We start from the raw sequence: 19,802 nt of genomic DNA, 5'->3' as shown, positions 1-19,802 counted from the left end.
TCGTTTTTTACCTGTCTGCCCGCAAAATCAGGCAAAGTTATGGAAACCCTGTCATCACCTGCGCGCGGCCTCCCATACGTCGAATTCAGCGGCGCATTTGCGGCGCAGCTTTGCCTCGGTCCGCTCCGACAGGGTGGTGTCGACCTTGGGCGAAACGTTCAGCCGGTTCAGGTCGATCACCGTCGACAGGCGATCCTCAAGAAACGCGATCAGTTTGTCCTGCTGTTCGTATTGGAACAGATGGTCGACAAGGATCTGGCCGCTGTCGCCGCAAACGAATTTCGCCTGCGACCCGACGGCGGCGAATGGTGCAGGCTTTCCCTTGGCGTATTCATCGACGAAATCATCGAAACTCACGCCGCGGGTGGAATTCGGATGACCTTCCAGATCGTCGCGATGCCGATACCGATACCAGCTGTCCAGCCAGTCGATGGGGTTGCGGATCACGGCAAGCGTCTCGAACTCCACATCCGCTCCTTTCTTCAGAAGCGGCTGGATGAACCGGCGGTAACGGTAGACCGGGCTGTGCTTGAGAATCGGGGGATCGCGCAGCACCAGTGATGCACGCGGCGCCAGCGCCCCTTCGATTGCCGTTGTTCCGGTCTTGGGCACGGCCAGAAAAACCAGCCGCTCGCTCCAGAAAACCAACATGAGACTGCCCTGTATTGCCTGAATTTATTGTTCTCGTTGCTTCGTAAACTACTCCTTAACCACTCATCCAAAAAGGTGTGTTTGTAAGATTTTTCTTGAAATGTTCTTCTTTTGATCTCATTAACCTTGAGAACAAGAGGCGAACAAAGCAGAGATTGCCGCCCTCAACGGGGTGTGGAATAAGGATGGCAAAGATGGCAATGGCAGAACTTTTCAACATGAATGACAAGCGCACAGCGGACAAACAGAAAGCCCTGGATTCGGCTCTGGCCCAGATCGAACGGCAGTTCGGTAAAGGGTCGATCATGCGGCTTGGGGCGGACAATCCCGTGGCCGAGATCGAGTCGACCTCGACCGGCTCTCTGGGCCTCGATATCGCGCTTGGCATCGGTGGCCTGCCCAAGGGCCGCATCGTCGAGATCTACGGGCCGGAATCCTCGGGCAAGACGACGCTGACCCTGCATGCGGTGGCCGAAGAACAGAAAAAGGGCGGCGTCTGCGCCTTTGTCGATGCCGAACACGCGCTTGACCCGCAATATGCCAAGAAACTGGGCGTCAACCTGGACGAGCTGCTGATTTCGCAGCCCGACACCGGCGAACAGGCGTTGGAAATTGTCGATACGCTGGTACGCTCCGGCGCGGTCAGCATGGTTGTGGTCGACTCGGTCGCGGCCCTGACCCCGAAATCGGAACTTGAAGGTGACATGGGCGATAGCAGCGTTGGCGTCCACGCCCGCCTGATGAGCCAGGCCATGCGCAAGCTGACTGGTTCCATCTCGCGGTCGAACTGCATGGTGATCTTCATCAACCAGATCCGGATGAAAATCGGCGTCATGTTCGGCAGCCCCGAAACCACCACCGGCGGCAACGCGCTCAAATTCTATGCCTCCGTCCGTCTGGACATCCGTCGGATTGGCGCGATCAAGGATCGGGACGAGGTCGTGGGCAACACCACCCGCGTGAAGGTGGTCAAGAACAAGGTCGCGCCGCCGTTCAAGCAGGTTGAATTCGACATCATGTATGGCGAAGGCATCTCCAAGACCGGCGAGCTTCTGGATCTTGGGGTCAAGGCCGGCGTGGTCGAGAAGTCCGGCAGTTGGTTCTCCTACGGGGACGAGCGGATCGGGCAGGGGCGCGAGAACGCCAAGCAGTTCCTGCGCGAAAACACCGGCATGGCGATCGAGATCGAGGACAAGATCCGCGCCGCGCACGGGCTGGACTTCCACATGGATGACAATGACGCCGAAGAGCTTGTCGAAGACTAGGATCAGCGTCTGAAGGATGGTTCGGGGGCGGCTTTGGCCGCCCCTTTTTCATTCCTGCTTTACCGTGGCGGGCAGGGGGGGTATTTGACGCCCGACCAGACAGAAAGATGCAGGGCCATGACCAGTCTCGCCGATATCCGCTCCACCTTCCTCGATTATTTCCGCCGGCAGGGGCACGAGGTCGTGGCCTCCTCCCCGCTGGTGCCGCGCAACGACCCGACGCTGATGTTCACCAACTCGGGCATGGTTCAGTTCAAGAACCTGTTCACTGGGCTGGAAAAGCGCGACTATGTCCGCGCGACGACGGCGCAGAAATGCGTTCGCGCCGGGGGTAAGCACAACGATCTGGACAACGTCGGCTATACCGCGCGTCACCATACCTTTTTCGAAATGCTGGGGAACTTCAGCTTTGGCGACTATTTCAAGACCGAGGCGATCCCCTTTGCCTGGGAATTGCTGACCCGCGATTTCGGGATCGACAAAACACGCCTGCTGACCACGGTCTACCACACCGATGACGAGGCGGTGGAGATCTGGAAAAAGGTCGGCGTGCCGGAAGACCGGATCATCCGCATCGCTACCTCGGACAACTTCTGGCAGATGGGGCCGACCGGCCCCTGCGGCCCCTGCACCGAGATCTTCTATGACCACGGCGACCACATCTGGGGCGGCCCTCCGGGCAGCCCGGAAGAGGACGGCGACCGGTTCATCGAAATCTGGAACGTCGTGTTCATGCAGAACGAGCAGTTCGAGGACGGCACCATGCGCCCCCTCGACATGCAGTCGATCGACACCGGCATGGGGCTGGAACGGATCGGCGCGCTTTTGCAGGGCAAGCACGACAACTATGACACCGACCTGATGCGCGCCCTGATCGAGGCGTCCGCCCATGCCACCAGCGTGGACCCGGACGGAGAAGGCAACGTGCACCACCGCGTGATCGCCGACCACCTGCGGTCGACCTCTTTCCTGATTGCCGAAGGGGTGCTGCCGTCGAACGAAGGGCGGGGTTATGTGCTGCGCCGGATCATGCGCCGCGCGATGCGCCACGCCCATCTTCTGGGTGCCAAAGACCCGGTCATGCACAAGCTGGTTCCCGAACTGGTGAAACAGATGGGTGGCCATTACCCGGAACTGCGCGAACGCCAGTCCACCATCGAAGAGACCTTCATGGGCGAGGAAAACCGGTTCCGCAGCACCTTGGACCGCGGCCTGAAGCTGCTGGAAGACGAAACCCGCGACATGGCCGAAGGGTCCGCGCTGCCCGGCGCCTCTGCGTTCAAGCTTTATGACACCTACGGCTTCCCGCTGGACCTGACGCAGGACGCTCTGCGCGAAAAGGGCCTGTCGGTGGATGTGGACGGCTTTGATTCTGCCATGGCCGAGCAAAAGGCCAAGGCCCGCGCAGCCTGGGCCGGGTCGGGCGAGGCGGCGGATGCGACCGTCTGGTTCGATGTGGCCGACAAATCCGGCACGACCGATTTTCTTGGCTATGACACCGAAAAGGCCGAGGGTCAGATCGTGGCCATCGTCGCCGGGTCCGACAAGGTTGAAACCGCCAAGGCCGGGGACACGGTGCAGGTCGCCTGCAACCAGACCCCGTTCTACGCCGAAAGCGGCGGTCAGGTCGGCGATATGGGCACGTTGAAGACCGAAACCGGTCTGGCGCGCGTTACCGACACGAAGAAAGCTGCCGGCGTCTTTATCCACTTCGCCGAAGTGGTCGAGGGCGAGATCGCGCGCGGGCAGGGGGCCGAGTTGGAGGTTGACCACATCCGCCGGTCCACCATTCGCGCCAACCATTCGGCCACGCACCTGCTGCACGAAGCCCTGCGCGAAACGCTGGGCGACCACGTGGCACAGCGCGGGTCACTGAACGCGCCCGACCGGCTGCGGTTTGACTTCAGCCATGGCAAGGGCATGACCGGCGCCGAAGTGGCCGAGGTCGAGGCCCGGGTGAACGAGATGGTGCGCCAGAACAGCCCCGTCACCACCCGGATCATGACCCCGGATGACGCCCGCGCCATCGGTGCGCAGGCGCTGTTCGGCGAGAAATACGGGGACGAGGTCCGCGTGGTGTCGATGGGCAAGGCCGCGACCGGCAAGGGGCTGGATGGCCAGACCTGGTCGATCGAACTTTGTGGCGGCACCCATGTGCGCCAAACCGGCGATATCGGCGCCTTCGTGGTGCTGGCCGACAGCGCCTCCTCTGCCGGGGTGCGCCGGATCGAGGCGCTGACCGGGCAGGCCGCGATTGACCACCTCAAGGCGCAGGATGCGACGCTGGCCGCCGTGGCCGGGGCGCTGAAAACCTCTGCTTCTGATGCGGTGGAGCGGGTCAAGGCGCTGCTGGATGAACGTAAGGCGCTGGCCAATGAAGTGGCGCAACTGCGTCGCGAGGTTGCCATGGGTAGCGGTGCCAAGGCCGAGGAACCTGCCAAGAAAATCAATGGGATCGCGTTCAAAGCTCAGGTGCTGACCGGGGTGACGGGCAAGGACCTGCCGGGCATCATCGACGAGATGAAGGCCCAGATGGGCAGCGGAGCGGTTCTGCTGATCGCCGATGCGGGCGGCAAGGCGGCGGTGGCGGCCGGTGTGACCGGCGATCTGACAGACCGTCTGTCGGCGGTCGATATCCTGCGCGCTGCCGTGGGCGAACTGGGCGGCAAGGGCGGCGGCGGCCGTCCCGACATGGCGCAGGGCGGCGGGGCCAGCGTGGACAACGCCGAAGCGGCAATTGCGGCGGCAGAGGCGGTTATCGCGGGCCTCTGACCCCCGAACGATCCAGGCCGGGCCGTCCCGTTTATCGCGGGGCGGCCCGTTTTCGTTTCAGGGGGCGCAGACCATTGCGCTTTGCGCCCAGACCGGCAAGATTGGTCCCGAAACGTGCGAAAGGAGCCGCCATGCCCGCCCTGTGGATTGCCCATGTCACCGTCACCGACCCGGACGCCTACGGCAAATATGCTGAATTGGCCGGACCGGCGATTGCCAAACATGGCGGCCATTTCATCGCCCGTGGTGGCCGGTTCGTGCAGCTGGAGGGTAAGGAACGGCCCCGCAATGTCGTCGCCCGCTTCCCCAGCGTCGATGCGGCCGTGGAATGCTACAACTCCATCGAATATCAGCGCGCACTGGATCATGCCCGCGACGCGTCAGAGCGCGAACTGATGGTGGTCGAGATTTCGGACGACTAGAGCGTCTGACGAAACACCTGAAGCATCAACTATCACCTAACGCGTTGAAATCTTTAATTTTAGGCAGCGTTAGGTGAGTCAGGTTTTTCGCATGACGCTTGAAAAAGGTGGGTCGAGACCCACCCTACTTTCCGCAATTGCCGATGTCGTAAGGTGGGTCTTGACCCACCGTGACTGATCAGTTGCCCGAGCGCGCCATCCGCTTGCGTTCATGCGGGTCCAGATAGCGCTTGCGCAGCCGCACGACGTTCGGCGTCACCTCGACCAGTTCGTCGTCATCGATGTAGGCAATTGCCTGCTCCAGGCTCATTTGCACCGGTGGGGTCAGACGCACCGCCTCGTCCGTGCCAGAGGCCCGCACGTTGGTCAGTTTCTTGCCCTTGAGCGGGTTGACCTCCAGATCGTTGTCGCGGCTGTGTTCGCCGATGATCATCCCCTGATAGACCGCATCCTGCGGGTGGATGAACATCTTGCCGCGCTCTTCAAGGTTCCAGAGCGCATAGGCCACGGCGGTGCCGTTTTCCATGGAGATCAGAACGCCCTGACGGCGGCCCTGAATGGTGCCCTTGTAGGGGGTCCAGCCGTGGAAAATCCGGTTCAGAACGCCAGAGCCGCGCGTGTCGGTCAGGAATTCGCCGTGATAGCCGATCAGCCCGCGCGAGGGCACATGGGCCACGATCCGGGTCTTGCCGGCGCCTGCGGGTTTCATTTCGACCAGTTCGCCCTTGCGCGGTCCGGTCAGTTTTTCGACCACGACGCCGGTATATTCGTCATCCACGTCGATGGTGGTTTCCTCGACCGGTTCCAGCCGCTGGCCGTCCTCTTCGCGCATGATCACCTGCGGACGCGAGATCGACAGTTCGAACCCTTCGCGGCGCATGTTTTCGATCAGGACGCCCATCTGCAATTCGCCGCGGCCCGAAACGATGAACGCTTCGCCGCCCGGAGTGTCCTCGATCTTGATCGCGACGTTGGTTTCAGCCTCTTTCATCAGGCGTTCGCGGATCACCCGGCTTTGGACTTTCTTGCCGTCGCGGCCCGCCAGCGGGCTGTCGTTGATCCCGAACAGGACCGAAATGGTCGGCGGGTCGATCGGCTGGGCGTCAATCGCCTTGTCCACGGACAGATCGCACAGGGTGTCGGCCACGGTGGCCTTGGTCATCCCCGCGATGGTGACGATATCGCCAGCTTCCGCCGCGTCGATGGGCTGCTGCGACAGGCCACGGAAGGCGAGAATCTTGGTCACGCGGAACTGTTCGATCTTTTCGCCGGTGCGCGACAGCGCCTTGAGCGTTTCGCCGACCTTGAGCGTGCCGCTTTCCACACGGCCGGTCAGGATACGGCCGATGAACGGGTCGGCGGACAGGGTGGTGGCCAGCATCCGGAACGGCTCGCCCCGCGCTTCGATCTGCTTGGGCTGGTCCACGTGGCGCAGCACGAGGTCGAACAGGGCGGTCAGGTCCTTGCGCGGCCCGTCCAGTTCCGCATCGCACCAGCCGGACCGGCCAGAGGCGTAGAGATGCGGGAAATCGAGTTGTTCGTCCGTGGCGCCAAGGTTGGCGAAAAGGTCAAAGCATTCGTCCAGCGCCCGGTCGGGCTCGGCGTCGGGCTTGTCCACCTTGTTCAGAACCACGATGGGCTTCAGCCCCAGCGCCAGCGCCTTGGAGGTCACGAATTTCGTCTGCGGCATCGGGCCTTCGGCGGCGTCGACCAACAGGACCACGCCATCGACCATGGACAGGATGCGCTCCACCTCGCCGCCGAAATCGGCGTGGCCGGGGGTGTCGACGATGTTGATCCGGGTGCCGGCCCATTCCACGCTGGTGGCCTTGGCAAGGATGGTGATCCCGCGCTCCCGTTCGATATCGTTGCTGTCCATCGCCCGTTCGGCAACGGCCTGATTGTCGCGGAACGCGCCGGATTGTTTCAGAAGCTCGTCCACCAGCGTGGTCTTGCCGTGGTCGACGTGGGCGATGATCGCGATATTGCGGATATCCATTGGAACGGGCCTTTATCTTCGGGTTGGCGGGGCCATAGCCCGGACAGCCCCCAAAGGCCAGAGCAAACGTCGCGGATCAAACCGGCAGTTCGGTTGTTTCCTTGATCTCTTCCATCACAAAGCTGGCCGAGACATCCGAGAGCGGCAGCCGGGCGATCAGCCGTTGATAGAACCGGTCGTAATCCTGCACCGATCCGACACGTGCGCGGATCAGGTAATCCAGATCGCCGGTCATCCGGTAGGCGCCCAGAACCTCGGGCGTGTCACGCATCGCGCGGGCGAATTTGGTCAGCCAGTCGGGATCATGGCTGCTGGTGCGGACCTGCACGAAGACGGTCAGACCAAGGCCCAGTTTCTCTGGGTCCAGCAGGGCGACCCGGTCGCGGATGACCCCCGCCTGTTCCAGAAGGCGCACCCGACGCCAGACCGCGTTGCGCGACAGGCCGACAAGATCGGCAACCTCGTCCAACGATCTGGTCGTGTCACGCTGCAGTTCGCGCAGGATTTTGCGGTCTATTTGGTCAATTTCCACCATGGAAACAAAAATGAGGGAAATTATCACAATCGGCAAGCGTTTTACGGTTCGATTTGGGCGCAATGCCCATCCAACCCATGGCATCCAGACCCAACGACGACCCACCACCGCAAGACAGACCGCGAAAGGACCAGACATGCTGACCCGCCTCTTCCTCGACCATCCCCGCAGTGTTGACGAATCCTATGCCCAGCACGCGCGCTTTGCCTCGGGTTTTGCCCTGCGCCTGTTCGCGGCGGCCTTTGCCGCCACGGTCCATGCTATTTTGCCGTTCATGTTCGAAAAGACCGCCAGCCGGATCGTGGCGGACCTGTATCAGCGGACCCACACCCGCGGGCGCTAGTGGCGGGCGCTGTCCGAGAAAAGCTGAATAATGACGATCCCGGCAAGGATCAGACCGATCCCAAGGATCGCGGGCATGTCCAGTGATTGCCGGAAGGCGAGCCAGCCGATCAGCGCGATGAACACGATCCCAAGGCCAGACCACATGGCATACATGATCCCCACGGGCATGTATTTCAGGGTCAGGCCGAGCAGATAGAAGGACACCGCATAGGCCACCACCACGATGACCGAGGGCCACAGCCGGGTGAATTGCTGGCTGGCCTGAAGCGCCGATGTGCCGATTGTTTCGGCAGCAATCGCGATGATCAGGTAGATGTAATGTGTGGGCATGGCAAAAACCTCCGGTCGTCCCGTCCTAGACCGGCAAATCGCCCGAGGGAAGCCACGTCATCACCCTGTGACAATCCTAAGGGATTCTCAGCCACATGTAGGGCTTGCTTGCCCATCGGTCCGAGATATAGTGGCAATTAGGCAGGAGCGGGGCGCTCCCGCTCTGGTGCCGAGGCAGGCAGACAGGGTGAGGGAGATTTTGCCGATGGACGGAGACTTCAGGACCGGGTTCGTCAGGGACCCAGCAGCGTTGAAACACCATCCGGCGCTGGTGCTGAATGCGGATTACCGGCCGCTCTCTTACTACCCGTTGTCCCTGTGGCCCTGGCAAGAGGCGATCAAGGCCGCCTGGCTGGACAGGGTGGACATCGTCGCCGAATATGACGAGGTCGTCCGAAGCCCCTCGACCATCATCAGGATCCCGTCTGTCGTTGTCCTGAAAGACTATGTGAAACCTCAAAAGCGCGTGGCCTTCACGCGCTTTAATCTTTTTCTGCGGGACGGGTTTTGCTGCCAATACTGCGGCAGTACCGGCGATCTGACCTTTGACCATGTGATCCCCCGCGCGCGCGGCGGTGTGACAAGCTGGGAAAACGTTGTCGCCGCCTGTTCGCGCTGCAACTTGCGCAAAGGATCGAAGAGCCTGCGTCAGGCTGGCATGTCCCTGCGCAAACCGCCACGCCAGCCGGGGGCAGAGGAACTGCGCAACTCGGGCCGGAAGTTCCCGCCGGGTTACCTGCATGAAAGCTGGGTCGATTATCTTTATTGGGATGCCGAACTGGAGGCATAGTCTGCGCCCATTTCGGGGCCGATGAGCCTCCCCACTGCCGGCTGGGCAGGGATGAAGCCCTGCTTTAGGTTCAGGTTGGCTCACATACTCACATCTCGGATGTCAGAAGGATGCCAGCACGCGATGCCTCTGCGCGCCGAGTATGCCGTTCTCAACTGGGTGATCTCGGCCATTGAGGGACAAGCGACAAGGGCTGACCGAATCTGGTATTACTTTGCTATGACATCCCGGTGGTGGCCTTTGGCCCGTCTGGTCATAGACCGCCGTGGCCTGCGCAAACGCCTGTGTCCGCGCGATTGGCAGGGTGGAAATGAGGGGCGTTGAACCGCTGGACTTTGCAGGTGCAGCACGGTATGAGGACCGCGTTAGCGCTAACGGAATGTGGCGCAAAGTCTGAAACGGGGCGATGTTTCGCCCGGCGACGAAAGGGAACACCATGGTCTCGCGCGTCATTCCGGTCGATCCGTTCGACCTGGTCATTTTCGGGGGCACCGGCGACCTGGCCCGGCGCAAGATCCTTCCCGGGTTGTTCCGGCGGTTCCTGTCCGGCCAGATGCCGGCCGAGTCACGGATCATCGGGGCCGCCCGGTCGCAGATGGACGACGCCGGGTTCCGCGACATGATCGGCGAAGCGATTGCCGAATTCGGTGGCCCGGAAGCCAAGGAAACCGAGCAATTACAGGCCTTTCTGGGGCGCTTGCACTATGTCGCGATCGACGCCAAGGGCGAAGGCGGCTGGGCACAGCTGCGCGATCTGATGCGGGCCGACGTCGTGCGGGCCTTCTATTTCTCGGTTGCACCGTCGTTGTTCGGGGATCTGGCCGAACGCCTGCATCTGCACAAGATTGCCGATGCCAAAAGCCGGATCGTTGTCGAAAAGCCGTTTGGCCGCGATCTGGAAAGCGCCCGGGCGCTGAACGCCACGCTGGCGCTGCATTTCAACGAAGATCAAATCTACCGGATCGACCACTACCTTGGCAAAGAGACCGTCCAGAACCTGATGGCGGTCCGCTTTGGTAACGTTTTGTTCGAACCGCTGTGGAACAACCACTACATCGACCACATCCAGATCACCGTGTCGGAAACCGTCGGTGTCGAAGGCCGCGGCGCCTATTACGACAAGTCGGGCGCGATGCGGGATATGGTGCAAAACCACCTGATGCAGCTTCTGTGCCTGATCGCGATGGAACCGCCCAGTCAGTTCGAGGCGAATGCGGTGCGCGATGAAAAGCTGAAGGTTATCCGCGCCTTGCAGCCCGTTGATTATCATCACATCGTGCGCGGGCAATATGATGCGGATGGGGATGAACCGGGCTATCGGCTGGACGCGGAAAACCCGAAATCCCACACCGAAAGTTTCGTGGCGCTGAAATGCCATATCAACAACTGGCGGTGGGCCGGGGTGCCGTTCTACCTGCGCACGGGCAAGAAGATGCGCGCCCGGTCGTCCGAGATCGCCGTGGTCTACAAGGACCTTGGCCATTCGATTTTCGAAGGTGACGTGGCCCGGCACCGCAACATTCTGGCCATCCGTCTGCAGCCCAACGAAGGCATCGACCTTCAGGTGACGATCAAGGAACCGGGCCCGGGGGGAATGCGCCTGATCGACGTGCCGCTGGACATGTCCTTTGCCGATGCGCTTGGCGATGGGGCCGAGGACGTGACCGACGCCTACGAACGCCTGATCATGGATGTGATCCGGGGCAATCAGACCCTGTTCATGCGCGGCGACGAGGTCGAGGCGGCCTGGGCCTGGACCGATCCGATCATCGAAGGCTGGAAGGCCCGCAATGACGTGCCGAAGCTGTACGATCAGGGCAGCGCCGGGCCGGATGACGCGCTGATGCTGATGCACCGCGACGGGCGCCGTTGGCGCGATATCAAGGGGTAGGGTGGGTCAAGACCCACCTTACGGGCGCTGGGTGCTGCTGTAAGGTGGGGGTCAACCCACCAGTGCGACCCAGAGCAAGCGACGAGGACAGCGAGATGAAATTCATCGAATACGCCGATTCCGAGATGATGATGATGGACCTTGCCAATATCATCGCCGGAGAGTTGGAGAACGTGCTGGTCCACGAGGAGACCGCCAGCCTTGCGGTGCCCGGCGGCACCACCCCCGGCCCGATCTTCGACAGCCTTTGCGCCTCTGACCTAGATTGGTCGCGGGTGCGGGTGATGCTGACCGATGAACGCTGGGTGCCGGAATCCTCGGACCGTTCAAACACGCGGCTGTTGCGCGACCGCCTGCTGACCGACCGCGCGGCAGCGGCGACCCTTGTGCCCCTTTATGCCGAAGGCGGCAGCGCCGAAGAGATGCTGCCGGGCCTCTCCGGCGCCGTGGCCGAGGCGCTACCGCTGTCGGTCTGCCTTTTGGGCATGGGCGCGGATATGCATACCGCCTCGATCTTTCCCGGTGCGGACCGGCTGGATGATGCCTTGAATGGCGTGGACCTGCTCTATCCAATGCGGGCGCCGGGCGCACCGGAGCCGCGGATCACCCTTTCGGCCTCGGTGCTGAACGGCGCCATGGCCCGCCATATCGTCATTGTGGGGGCCGAAAAGCGCGCAGCGCTGGACCGTGCCCGCACCCTTTCCCCGAACGAGGCCCCCGTGGCCGCCGTGCTGAACGGCGCCACGGTGCATTGGGCCGCCAGCTAAGGACGGACACGACCCATGTGGGACAAGCTCAAGACCCATCACGCCGCAATTGCCAACCGCCGCATCGACAGCCTGTTCGATGCCCCCCGCGCCAAAGCGTTTTCCGCCCGCATGGGGGATATGCTTCTCGACTATTCCAAGACCAATATCGACGCCGAGGGCCGCGCCCTCCTGATCGACCTGCTGGAAACCGCGGGCGTTGCGGAAAAGCGGGACGCGATGTTCGCCGGCGCGAAGATCAATGAAACCGAAGGGCGCGCGGTGCTGCACACGGCGCTGCGCAATCTGGACGGCGATCCGGTCATGGTCGACGGGCAGGATGTGATGCCTGAGGTTCTGGAAACGCTCGACCGGATGGAGGCCTTTGCCGAAGATGTGCGCGCGGGCCGGTTCACCGGGCAGGGCGGGAAGATCACCGATGTGGTCAATATCGGGATCGGCGGCTCCGACCTTGGGCCCGCGATGGCCACGCTGGCGCTGGCGCCCTATCACGACGGGCCGCGCTGCCATTTCGTATCGAACGTGGACCCGGCCGATGTGGCCGAGGTGCTGCGCCGGTGCGACCCGGCGACCACGCTGGTGATCGTGGCCTCGAAAACCTTCACCACCATCGAAACCATGACCAACGCGCGCACGGCCAAGGCATGGATGAGCCAATCCGTCACCGACCCCGCGGCGCAATTCGCGGCACTGTCGACGGCGGCGGACAAGACGGCAGCCTTTGGTATTTCGCCCGACCGTGTCTTCGGGTTCGAGGATTGGGTCGGCGGGCGCTATTCCATGTGGGGGCCGATCGGCCTGTCGCTGATGATCGCCATCGGCGGGGCCGCCTTCCGCGCCTTCCTGCGGGGCGGGCAAGCGATGGACCGGCATTTCCGCGACGCGGCGTGGAATGAAAACCTACCGGCGCTGCTGGCTCTTGTCGGGGTCTGGCACAATCAGGTCTGCGGCCATGCGACCCGCGCGGTGCTGCCCTATGACAACCGGCTGGCGCGGCTGCCCGCCTATCTGCAACAGCTCGAGATGGAATCGAACGGCAAGGGCGTCAGCATGGATGGCGCCGATCTGCCGGTCCACTCCGGCCCCGTGGTCTGGGGCGAACCGGGCACCAACGGGCAGCATGCCTTCTACCAGTTGATCCATCAGGGGACCCGCGTGATCCCCTGCGAATTCCTTGTCGCCGCCCGTGGGCACGAGGATGACTTGCACCATCAGCACCAGCTTCTGGTCGCCAATTGTCTGGCCCAGTCCGAGGCGCTGATGAAGGGCCGGAGCCTTGACGAGGCCCGTGCAAAGGTGGCGGGCCGCTTCGAGGGGGAGGAACTCGACCGGCAGGCCCGCCACCGGGTTTTCAAGGGCAACCGGCCCTCCGTGACGATTGCCTATCCGCAGCTGACGCCAGAGGTTCTGGGCCAGATCATCGCGCTTTACGAACACCGGGTGTTCGTCGAAGGGGTGATCCTCGGGATCAATTCCTACGACCAATGGGGCGTGGAACTGGGCAAGGAACTGGCGACGGCCCTGCAACCGATCGTCGAAGGGTCGGAAAGCGCGGCAGGCAAGGACGGGTCCACAGCCGCGCTGGTAGGCTTCCTGCACAGCCACGGGACGTGACGGCGAAGATGTAGGGCGCCCTGAGGTGGCTGGTATCTAGAGGGCGCCTACACCACCTGAAGATCGGCTATGAACCCAAGCCCGACCTTTGGCAGGAGGCCCATCGGCGGACCGCGGGATGGCGATCAACGCCGGTGCTTTCCGCTTTATCTCTGCCACGTCCGCGCTCCGCATGAGCGATGCACCCAGTCCCGCCAAATCGCCAGCCCCGTGGGCGGTCTGGCGATGGGCCGGCACTTTCGGTGCTATTCGGCCCGGGCTAATGAATGACCGTTTCGTCCCGAAAGGCTGTCGTCCAAACATCGCACGCGCGCCGCGCGCTAGAACGAATGGTTCCTTCGCCCCAAGGTCATGCAAGGGACCAGACTAGCCCGACTGTTCCAACCGCGCCCGCAGGTTAGGCGGGTCATAGTCCGGGTCCTTGTCCCGCCGGGTCAGAAGGCTTGGGTCAAGGATGTGGTCCTTGGGTATGACGCGCGGTTCGAACATCGGCAGGAACCAGATGATCCCCCGGCGCAGCAGGAACGGCCCCGGCGGCCATGTGCGTCGGGTAATGCATTTCGGCAGAAACTCGAACAGGGCCCAAATCCAGCTGCCTTTCGGCTTCCAGTCGGTCCCCCAGATCGAATTGTGGATCGGGGCCATCGGGTCCGGGCCGCAATAGGGCAGGCCGCCCGGGGTTTTCTTGCCATTTTCCCCGGTCAGGTAGTTCTTCATCGCGCCGCGTTTCAACTCCAGCCCCGGTGCGAACCGGGCGGCAAGGGGCAGGGCGCGTTTGCGTTCGGATTTGCGGATCGCGGCGTCCTCGGCATCCGCGGCTTCCTCGGCGGCCTTCAATTCGTCCAGCATCCACAAAAGGGTGATCTTGCCGATCCCGCTTTCATCCTCGGGCGGGCTGCCGCCGATGTCGGAATGATAGCCTGCGAACCAGCGCTGTTCGACGAATTGGGTCTTTTCGGTGCCACGCTTGAACCGGTTGCCATAGTAGGGGCCGGGCTGCCAGACCTGCGGCCGGAACATCGACCGGCGTTCATCTGCCGCCAGCGCGTGACGCACGATGCGCACCGAACAATTCTGGTTCACATTGGCATGGGTGCCGTATTCCAGCAGGCTGCCCTCGCGATAGATGGTGCGCAAATCGCCCCGCAAGATCGGCAGCCGGATCATCGACGATACGGTATCGTAAAGGCCCAGAAACCGGATCGGGACAACCCGGTCGGGGTCCATGACATGTTCGTATTCGCGCAGCTTCTGGAACACTTTGTCCGGGTCTTCGCCCTTTTCGGCGTTGGTGACTCGGCGATAGGCGCGGAACACCTGCGTGATCATGTGCAGCCGGTCGGGCGAGACAAGGCCGAAGTTGTGGATGAACCCGGCCAGCACGCGGGCGGCATAGGCGCCCCGCGAAAACCCGAAGATATAGATCCGGTCGTCCTGAAAACTGTCCGAAGGTTTGCTGCCTGCCTCTGCCGCGTGGACCTCGGCACTTTTGTAGGTTGTGGCAAGAAAGCGGTAGGCGTCCAGAACGTCGTCTTCCAGCCCAAGGCCAAAGGCGAGGCCCATGATCGCCTTGACCCGCTGCACCGCCTTGCCGAACATGCGCTGGTTGTCCATCGTGCCCACGCCGGGGACGTAATGGCAGACCTGAACGTCGTCCTTCTTCAGCGCCTTGTAGAGCTTGAGGACATTGGTTTCCTTGTCCCCGACCTCGTTCCCGGTGCCATCCATGCAAATGATGATCTTGCGCATCGCCGCCCCCGAACTGCCTTAACCAATGCGGAAAGGATGGAGCGGGCGGCTCGGCAAATCAACCAAAGGATGCAGCCGGAACAGGAAAGGCCCCAGATTCGGGGCCTTTCCATCAAGTTGGCGACTGTCAGATCGCGGCAGTCACGATGATCTCCACCCGGTAGTCGGGGGTGGCCAGCTTTGCTTCGCCGGTATAGCGGGCGGGGGCGTGGCCGGGGGCGACCCATGCATCCCAGACCTCGTTCATCGGGGCGAAATCGGTGCTGATGTCGGCCACCCAGACCTGCGCGGTCAGGATCTTGGTCTTGTCGGTCCCGGCCTCGGCCAGAAGCCGGTCAATGCTGTCCAGAACGGCGCGGGTCTGGTCGGCGACCGACGCGCCGGGCGTGCCGACCTGACCGGCCAGATAGGCGATGCCATTGTAAACCACGGCCTGGCTCATCCGCTGACCGCATTCGATACGTTTAATGTCTGACATGGGGTGTCTCCCGTTGGAATTGGTTGAAACGTAACCGGTCGGGAGAGGTTGGAGCGGGTAACGGGAATCGAACCCGTAACTGAAGCTTGGGAAGCTTTCGTGATACCTTTTCACCATACCCGCCGCTTGAAGGGGGATGTATTTTCGGGGCGCGCAAAGGTCAAGCGGAATTCGTGGGGCTGACCCGTCCTTGCAGCCGCGCCACCAGCGCCGGGAACCACGGCCAGTTGCGGGCAGCGGAGTCGTTGACCACAAGGCATTTCTTGCGGCTGAACAGGGGCGCGCCCGCCACCTCGAAGATCCGGCCCTGCTGGACGAATGTGTCGGCCAGCGCGCGGGGCAGATAGGCCGAGCCGCGGTTGTCGAGGATGAATTGCAGCGCCCACCAAGAGCTGTCGAAGTTCAGCCGCGCCAGCCCTGCGTCGTGATAGGCTTCGGCGTGCTGTCGGCGAAACTCCGCCCCGTGATCGACAAAGATATATCCCGGATCGCCAATCACCGGGGCGCCGTCGCGCCAGGAATACAGCACCAGCTCCTCGGGCGGCAGGTCGTGGATGGTCTGGTTGCCCCGCGCGACCGCCTCGTAGGTCAGGATCACATCGACGATGCCGGTTGAGATCCAATCCTCCAGATCGCGGCTGCTGCCCTGCTGGACCGACAGGGCCACCTCGGGCCGGTCGGCGGTGATCCCGTAGAAGAACGCCCGCCCCGGACCGTGCCACAACTCGCGATCGCAGCCGAATGTGCAGACCGAGTCCAGCCCCTCGGGCAGGGCGGTTTCATATTTCGCCTGCCGCCACAGCCCCGTCATGAGCCGCGCATGGCGCAGCATCTTGGTCCCGGCAGGCGTCAGGGTTACGCCGGATTTCTGCCGGATCAGCAGGGTCTGGCCGATCTCCTCTTCCAGCCCCTTCAGCCGCGCGGTGACAGTCGATTGGGTCACGTTCATCTTGTGCGACGCGCGAACAAGACTGCCGGTTTCGACGATGGCAAGAAAGGTTTGGAGCGAGGTGATATTCACGGCGGCCTCAATTCGGAATTTCCGCATTAAACGATCAAAACTATTCGTTTTCAAGAATTGGTAACATGTGGCAGTTTCCGCCCGTCAACATGCGGGACAGGAGGTGCGCCATGGCAACAGATCAGGCAGATCGGGACCAGTTCATCGGGGCCATGCGGCGGGTCGCGGCCTCGGTCACGGTCGTCACCACCGACGGGCCGGCGGGACGCTACGGTGCGACGGTCAGCGCGTTTTCCTCTGTCTCGGCCGATCCGCCGACGGTGCTGGTCTGTCTGCACGGGCAAAGCCGGATCGCGCAGGCGGTTCAGGATAATGGCCGGTTCTGCGTCAACGTCCTGCCCGAGGGCAGCACCGACATCGCAGACCGCTTCGCCGGGCGGCATGATGCCCGCGTGTCGGACCGGTTTTCCGGGGTTGATTGCTATGGTCTTCCCGGCACCCCGCCGCAGATCGACGGGGCCATCGTGTTTCAGGCCGAGGTCCAGCAGACCCTCCTGTCCGGCAGCCACCTGATTGTCATCGGGCGGGTTGGTGCGGTTCTGGGCGGTGACAGCCGCCCGCTGACCTACCATGATGGGGCCTATCACCGGGTGGTGCCTGACGCGGCGCACGCCCCGCACTAGGCCGGAGGACAGATGCAAACCTATAAGATGTTGATCGGCGGCGACTGGGTCGCGGCCTCGGACGGGGCGACGTTTCCCAGTATGGAGCCCGCGACGGGCAAAGATTGGGCGCTGATCCCCGAGGCCACGGCAGAGGATGTGGACCGCGCCGTGCGTGCGGCGCATGAGGCCTTCACCACGGGCCCCTGGGCGACCATGTCTCCGACCCAGCGCGGCCGCTGCCTGCGCCGCCTTGCCGACCTGCTGGCCGACCGGTCCGAACAGCTGGGCGCGGTGGAAACCCGCGATACCGGCAAGATGTTCAAGGAAACCCGCTGGCAGGCGAAATACATCAGCGAATTCTATCACTTCTACGCGGGCGCTGCGGATAAGATCCACGGCGAAACCCTGCCCATCGACAAGCCCGATATGTTCGTTTTCACCCAGCGCGAACCGCTGGGCGTCATTGCCGCGGTGGTGCCGTGGAACAGCCAGCTGTTCCTGTCGGCGGTCAAGATCGGGCCAGCGTTGGCGGCGGGCAACACGGTTGTGCTGAAGGCGTCGGAACATGCCTCGGCCCCGATGCTGGAGTTTGGCAGGCTGGTGGCCGAGGCGGGCATTCCCGATGGGGTTGTGAACATCGTCACCGGCCACGGCGATCCCTGCGGGCGGGTGCTGACCTCGCACCCTTTGGTGGCGCGGGTGTCCTTTACCGGTGGACCGGCCTCGGCCCGGCACGTGATCCAGAACTCGACCCAGAACTTCGCCGAAGTCAGCCTTGAACTGGGTGGCAAATCCCCCTTCATCGTCTTCCCGGACGCCGACATCGACAGCGCGGTCAACGGATCGGTCGGCGGGATCTTTGGTGCATCCGGGCAAAGCTGCGTGGCCGGGTCGCGCCTGATCGTGCATGAAGATGTGGCCGAGGAATTCCTGACGAAGATGGCGGCGGTCGCGGGCCGGGTCCGGATCGGTGACCCGATGGCGGAAGACACCGACATGGGGCCGCTTTGCACCATGGGGCAGGTTGAAAACATCGAGCGGGAACTTTCCCGCGCGGTCAGCGAAGGCGCGCGGATCATCTGTGGCGGCGCGCGCGCCGAAGCCGGGTCTGACCTGTTTTTTCAGCCCACCATCGTCGATTGCCCGCGCCCGGACCTGCATATCGTGGATACGGAACTGTTCGGCCCGGTCCTATCGGTCCTGCGCTTCCGCACGGAAGAAGAGGCGCTGGCGCTGGCCAATGACACCGTGCACGGGCTGGCCGCTGGGATATTCACCCACGACAACGCCCGCGCCCTGCGGATGTCCCGCGCGGTCCGTGCCGGGATCGTCTGGGTCAACACCTATCGCGCCGTGTCCCCGATCGCGGAATTCGGCGGGATGAAGAACTCTGGCTATGGCCGCGAAAGCGGGTTCCAGGCCGTCTACGACTACACAAGGCCCAAGACGGTCTGGATGAACACATCCGATACGCCGCTGGCCAACCCTTTTGTCATGCGCTGAGCCCAAGCAAGGATAAACCGATGAAATTTCAGCTCGCCATCAATATGGAACGGATCGACGACAGCATCGACATGGTCTCGGTCCGCGATCACACGCTCGACATGGTCAAGATGGCCGATCAGGGCGGGTTCGATATCGTCTGGGCCGCCGAACATCATGCGATGGAAATGACCATCGCGCCGAACCCGTTCCAATTGCTGACATGGTGGGGCGATCACACGACCCGCATCCGGCTGGGCACCGCCGTGGCAGTTGCCCCCTATTGGACGCCGATCCGGCTGGCGGGCGAGGCGGCGATGACCGACCTGCTGACCGGCGGGCGGCTGGAATTCGGGATCGGATCGGGGGCCTATCAGCGCGAATTTGACCGGATGCATCCGGGGCTGAAGCAATCCGACGCCTGGCGCTACATGCACGAGATGCTGCCCGCGGTGAAGGCGCTTTGGGCGGGGGATTACGAACACGACGGGGAGTTCTGGAAGTTCCCGAAATCCACCTCGGTTCCCAAGCCCGCGCAGAAAGAAGTGCCTATCTGGGTTGCCGCCCGCGCGCCGATCACCTTCGATTACGCGGTCGAACATGGCTACAACATCATGTCCTGGCCCCTGACGCGCCCCATGTCAGAAGTGGACCTTTATATGGAACGTTTCGCTGAGGCGCAGGCGAAGTTCCCCGGCCGCAAACGGCCCGAGATTGCCATGATGCGCCATACAGCCCTTGTGGACCGGGTCGAGGACGTTGCCGTGCCCATCGCCGCCGCCCGCCGCCAGCTGTCGCAATTCGAAAACCTGTTCAAGAACCTTGGCGACGTGAAGAACGGTTTTGCCAGGCAGATTCCGCTGGAAGACCTTGAAAACCGGGCGGAATACGACCCGCAGATGCTGGCCGACAACCTGATGTTCGGCACCCCCGACCAGATCATCGAACGGCTGAAGGGATACGAGGCGCGCGGCGTCGACAGCTTTATCTACTACGCCAGCCTTGGCCTTGGTCAGGCAGAGCAGAAACGGTCGATGGAACTGTTCTGCGAACACGTCATTCCGGCCTTTTCCTGAGGGGACATCT

The 19,802-nt window shown here is 62.7% G+C and carries 18 protein-coding genes and 1 tRNA gene; 11 read left to right on the top strand and 8 right to left on the bottom strand.

Annotated elements, in window-relative coordinates:
- Window positions 1-54: 54 nt before the first annotated feature.
- Window positions 55-651: a sulfotransferase family 2 domain-containing protein gene (locus EU803_RS07385; RefSeq protein WP_129681281.1), complete on the bottom strand. Its 597-nt coding sequence runs from the start codon at window positions 649-651 to the stop codon at window positions 55-57.
- 194 nt (window positions 652-845) lie between these two features.
- On the opposite strand from EU803_RS07385, the gene recA reads away from it, so the two are divergent.
- The 3 genes from recA to EU803_RS07370 all read left to right on the top strand — a co-directional run bounded on the left by recA (window position 846) and on the right by EU803_RS07370 (window position 5,110).
- The gene (recA, locus tag EU803_RS07380; protein ID WP_129681279.1) at window positions 846-1,916 is read left to right on the top strand and encodes a recombinase RecA; all 1,071 of its coding nucleotides are present in this window, start codon (window positions 846-848) and stop codon (window positions 1,914-1,916) included.
- A 117-nt stretch (window positions 1,917-2,033) separates the two neighbouring features.
- Window positions 2,034-4,688, top strand: a complete 2,655-nt coding sequence (alaS, locus tag EU803_RS07375) for an alanine--tRNA ligase (RefSeq protein WP_129681277.1) — start codon at window positions 2,034-2,036, stop codon at window positions 4,686-4,688.
- A 131-nt stretch (window positions 4,689-4,819) separates the two neighbouring features.
- A complete protein-coding gene (locus tag EU803_RS07370; RefSeq protein WP_129681275.1) occupies window positions 4,820-5,110 on the top strand; it encodes a DUF1330 domain-containing protein in 291 nt (96 codons plus the stop codon).
- Window positions 5,111-5,288: 178 nt separating this feature from the next.
- On the opposite strand, the gene typA is transcribed toward EU803_RS07370, so the two are convergent.
- Both typA and EU803_RS07360 read right to left on the bottom strand, forming a co-directional pair.
- The gene (gene typA / locus EU803_RS07365) at window positions 5,289-7,109 is read right to left on the bottom strand and encodes a translational GTPase TypA (RefSeq protein WP_129681273.1); all 1,821 of its coding nucleotides are present in this window, start codon (window positions 7,107-7,109) and stop codon (window positions 5,289-5,291) included.
- Window positions 7,110-7,185: 76 nt separating this feature from the next.
- Window positions 7,186-7,644 carry an Lrp/AsnC family transcriptional regulator gene (locus tag EU803_RS07360; protein ID WP_129681271.1) on the bottom strand — a complete coding sequence of 153 codons (459 nt, stop codon included), beginning with the start codon at window positions 7,642-7,644 and terminating at the stop codon, window positions 7,186-7,188.
- 136 nt (window positions 7,645-7,780) lie between these two features.
- On the opposite strand from EU803_RS07360, the gene EU803_RS07355 reads away from it, so the two are divergent.
- The gene (locus EU803_RS07355) at window positions 7,781-7,987 is read left to right on the top strand and encodes a DUF6356 family protein (protein ID WP_129681269.1); all 207 of its coding nucleotides are present in this window, start codon (window positions 7,781-7,783) and stop codon (window positions 7,985-7,987) included.
- Here EU803_RS07355 and EU803_RS07350 read toward each other — a convergent pair.
- Window positions 7,984-8,319, bottom strand: a complete 336-nt coding sequence (locus EU803_RS07350) for an SMR family transporter (RefSeq protein ID WP_129681267.1) — start codon at window positions 8,317-8,319, stop codon at window positions 7,984-7,986. The two genes, EU803_RS07355 and EU803_RS07350, sit on opposite strands and share 4 nt — an antisense overlap.
- Before the next feature lie 205 nt (window positions 8,320-8,524).
- Between EU803_RS07350 and EU803_RS07345 the strand changes: the two genes are divergently transcribed.
- The 4 genes from EU803_RS07345 to pgi all read left to right on the top strand — a co-directional run bounded on the left by EU803_RS07345 (window position 8,525) and on the right by pgi (window position 13,381).
- On the top strand, window positions 8,525-9,109 hold the full coding sequence (locus EU803_RS07345) for an HNH endonuclease (RefSeq protein ID WP_129681265.1): 585 nt from the start codon (window positions 8,525-8,527) through the stop codon (window positions 9,107-9,109).
- A gap of 436 nt (window positions 9,110-9,545) precedes the next feature.
- The gene (gene zwf, locus EU803_RS07340) at window positions 9,546-11,000 is read left to right on the top strand and encodes a glucose-6-phosphate dehydrogenase (RefSeq protein WP_129681263.1); all 1,455 of its coding nucleotides are present in this window, start codon (window positions 9,546-9,548) and stop codon (window positions 10,998-11,000) included.
- A gap of 95 nt (window positions 11,001-11,095) precedes the next feature.
- A complete protein-coding gene (pgl, locus tag EU803_RS07335) occupies window positions 11,096-11,767 on the top strand; it encodes a 6-phosphogluconolactonase (protein WP_129681261.1) in 672 nt (223 codons plus the stop codon).
- 15 nt (window positions 11,768-11,782) lie between these two features.
- Window positions 11,783-13,381 (top strand): glucose-6-phosphate isomerase, encoded by a 1,599-nt coding sequence (gene pgi, locus EU803_RS07330; RefSeq protein ID WP_129681259.1) that lies wholly within the window; start codon window positions 11,783-11,785, stop codon window positions 13,379-13,381.
- A 366-nt stretch (window positions 13,382-13,747) separates the two neighbouring features.
- On the opposite strand, the gene EU803_RS07325 is transcribed toward pgi, so the two are convergent.
- The 4 genes from EU803_RS07325 to EU803_RS07310 form a co-directional block, all read right to left on the bottom strand.
- The gene (locus EU803_RS07325) at window positions 13,748-15,130 is read right to left on the bottom strand and encodes a DUF2235 domain-containing protein (protein ID WP_129681257.1); all 1,383 of its coding nucleotides are present in this window, start codon (window positions 15,128-15,130) and stop codon (window positions 13,748-13,750) included.
- A 127-nt stretch (window positions 15,131-15,257) separates the two neighbouring features.
- Window positions 15,258-15,608: a RidA family protein gene (locus EU803_RS07320; RefSeq protein ID WP_129681255.1), complete on the bottom strand. Its 351-nt coding sequence runs from the start codon at window positions 15,606-15,608 to the stop codon at window positions 15,258-15,260.
- Window positions 15,609-15,657: 49 nt separating this feature from the next.
- A tRNA-Gly gene (locus EU803_RS07315) sits at window positions 15,658-15,731 on the bottom strand.
- Window positions 15,732-15,768: 37 nt separating this feature from the next.
- Entirely contained in the window at window positions 15,769-16,656 is an 888-nt protein-coding gene (locus EU803_RS07310) for a LysR family transcriptional regulator (protein ID WP_242494305.1), read from the bottom strand.
- 83 nt (window positions 16,657-16,739) lie between these two features.
- Between EU803_RS07310 and EU803_RS07305 the strand changes: the two genes are divergently transcribed.
- Genes EU803_RS07305 through EU803_RS07295 form a run of 3 tightly spaced genes read left to right on the top strand, consistent with a single transcriptional unit; the run spans window position 16,740 to window position 19,792 of the window.
- Complete coding sequence (locus EU803_RS07305) at window positions 16,740-17,252, top strand: flavin reductase family protein (protein ID WP_242494304.1); 513 nt, start codon at window positions 16,740-16,742, stop codon at window positions 17,250-17,252.
- Window positions 17,253-17,264: 12 nt separating this feature from the next.
- A complete protein-coding gene (locus EU803_RS07300) occupies window positions 17,265-18,737 on the top strand; it encodes an aldehyde dehydrogenase (RefSeq protein WP_129681253.1) in 1,473 nt (490 codons plus the stop codon).
- 20 nt (window positions 18,738-18,757) lie between these two features.
- A complete protein-coding gene (locus tag EU803_RS07295; protein WP_129681251.1) occupies window positions 18,758-19,792 on the top strand; it encodes an LLM class flavin-dependent oxidoreductase in 1,035 nt (344 codons plus the stop codon).
- Window positions 19,793-19,802 lie beyond the last annotated feature (10 nt).

It is taken from the genome of Loktanella sp. IMCC34160 (assembly GCF_004145845.1).
Lineage (GTDB): Bacteria > Pseudomonadota > Alphaproteobacteria > Rhodobacterales > Rhodobacteraceae > SELP01.
Note: the sequence above shows the minus strand (reverse complement) of the source record. Positions and strands in the feature narration are given on the sequence as shown.

What these genes read in the sequence shown, in the direction of transcription:
- EU803_RS07385 (WP_129681281.1), bottom strand. Translation starts at nt 651, where the DNA reads ATGTTGGTTTTCTGGAGCGAGCGGCTGGTTTTTCTGGCCGTGCCCAAG.
- recA (WP_129681279.1), top strand. Translation starts at nt 846, where the DNA reads ATGGCAATGGCAGAACTTTTCAACATGAATGACAAGCGCACAGCGGAC.
- alaS (WP_129681277.1), top strand. Translation starts at nt 2,034, where the DNA reads ATGACCAGTCTCGCCGATATCCGCTCCACCTTCCTCGATTATTTCCGC.
- EU803_RS07370 (WP_129681275.1), top strand. Translation starts at nt 4,820, where the DNA reads ATGCCCGCCCTGTGGATTGCCCATGTCACCGTCACCGACCCGGACGCC.
- typA (WP_129681273.1), bottom strand. Translation starts at nt 7,109, where the DNA reads ATGGATATCCGCAATATCGCGATCATCGCCCACGTCGACCACGGCAAG.
- EU803_RS07360 (WP_129681271.1), bottom strand. Translation starts at nt 7,644, where the DNA reads ATGGTGGAAATTGACCAAATAGACCGCAAAATCCTGCGCGAACTGCAG.
- EU803_RS07355 (WP_129681269.1), top strand. Translation starts at nt 7,781, where the DNA reads ATGCTGACCCGCCTCTTCCTCGACCATCCCCGCAGTGTTGACGAATCC.
- EU803_RS07350 (WP_129681267.1), bottom strand. Translation starts at nt 8,319, where the DNA reads ATGCCCACACATTACATCTACCTGATCATCGCGATTGCTGCCGAAACA.
- EU803_RS07345 (WP_129681265.1), top strand. Translation starts at nt 8,525, where the DNA reads ATGGACGGAGACTTCAGGACCGGGTTCGTCAGGGACCCAGCAGCGTTG.
- zwf (WP_129681263.1), top strand. Translation starts at nt 9,546, where the DNA reads ATGGTCTCGCGCGTCATTCCGGTCGATCCGTTCGACCTGGTCATTTTC.
- pgl (WP_129681261.1), top strand. Translation starts at nt 11,096, where the DNA reads ATGAAATTCATCGAATACGCCGATTCCGAGATGATGATGATGGACCTT.
- pgi (WP_129681259.1), top strand. Translation starts at nt 11,783, where the DNA reads ATGTGGGACAAGCTCAAGACCCATCACGCCGCAATTGCCAACCGCCGC.
- EU803_RS07325 (WP_129681257.1), bottom strand. Translation starts at nt 15,130, where the DNA reads ATGCGCAAGATCATCATTTGCATGGATGGCACCGGGAACGAGGTCGGG.
- EU803_RS07320 (WP_129681255.1), bottom strand. Translation starts at nt 15,608, where the DNA reads ATGTCAGACATTAAACGTATCGAATGCGGTCAGCGGATGAGCCAGGCC.
- EU803_RS07310 (WP_242494305.1), bottom strand. Translation starts at nt 16,656, where the DNA reads ATGCGGAAATTCCGAATTGAGGCCGCCGTGAATATCACCTCGCTCCAA.
- EU803_RS07305 (WP_242494304.1), top strand. Translation starts at nt 16,740, where the DNA reads ATGGCAACAGATCAGGCAGATCGGGACCAGTTCATCGGGGCCATGCGG.
- EU803_RS07300 (WP_129681253.1), top strand. Translation starts at nt 17,265, where the DNA reads ATGCAAACCTATAAGATGTTGATCGGCGGCGACTGGGTCGCGGCCTCG.
- EU803_RS07295 (WP_129681251.1), top strand. Translation starts at nt 18,758, where the DNA reads ATGAAATTTCAGCTCGCCATCAATATGGAACGGATCGACGACAGCATC.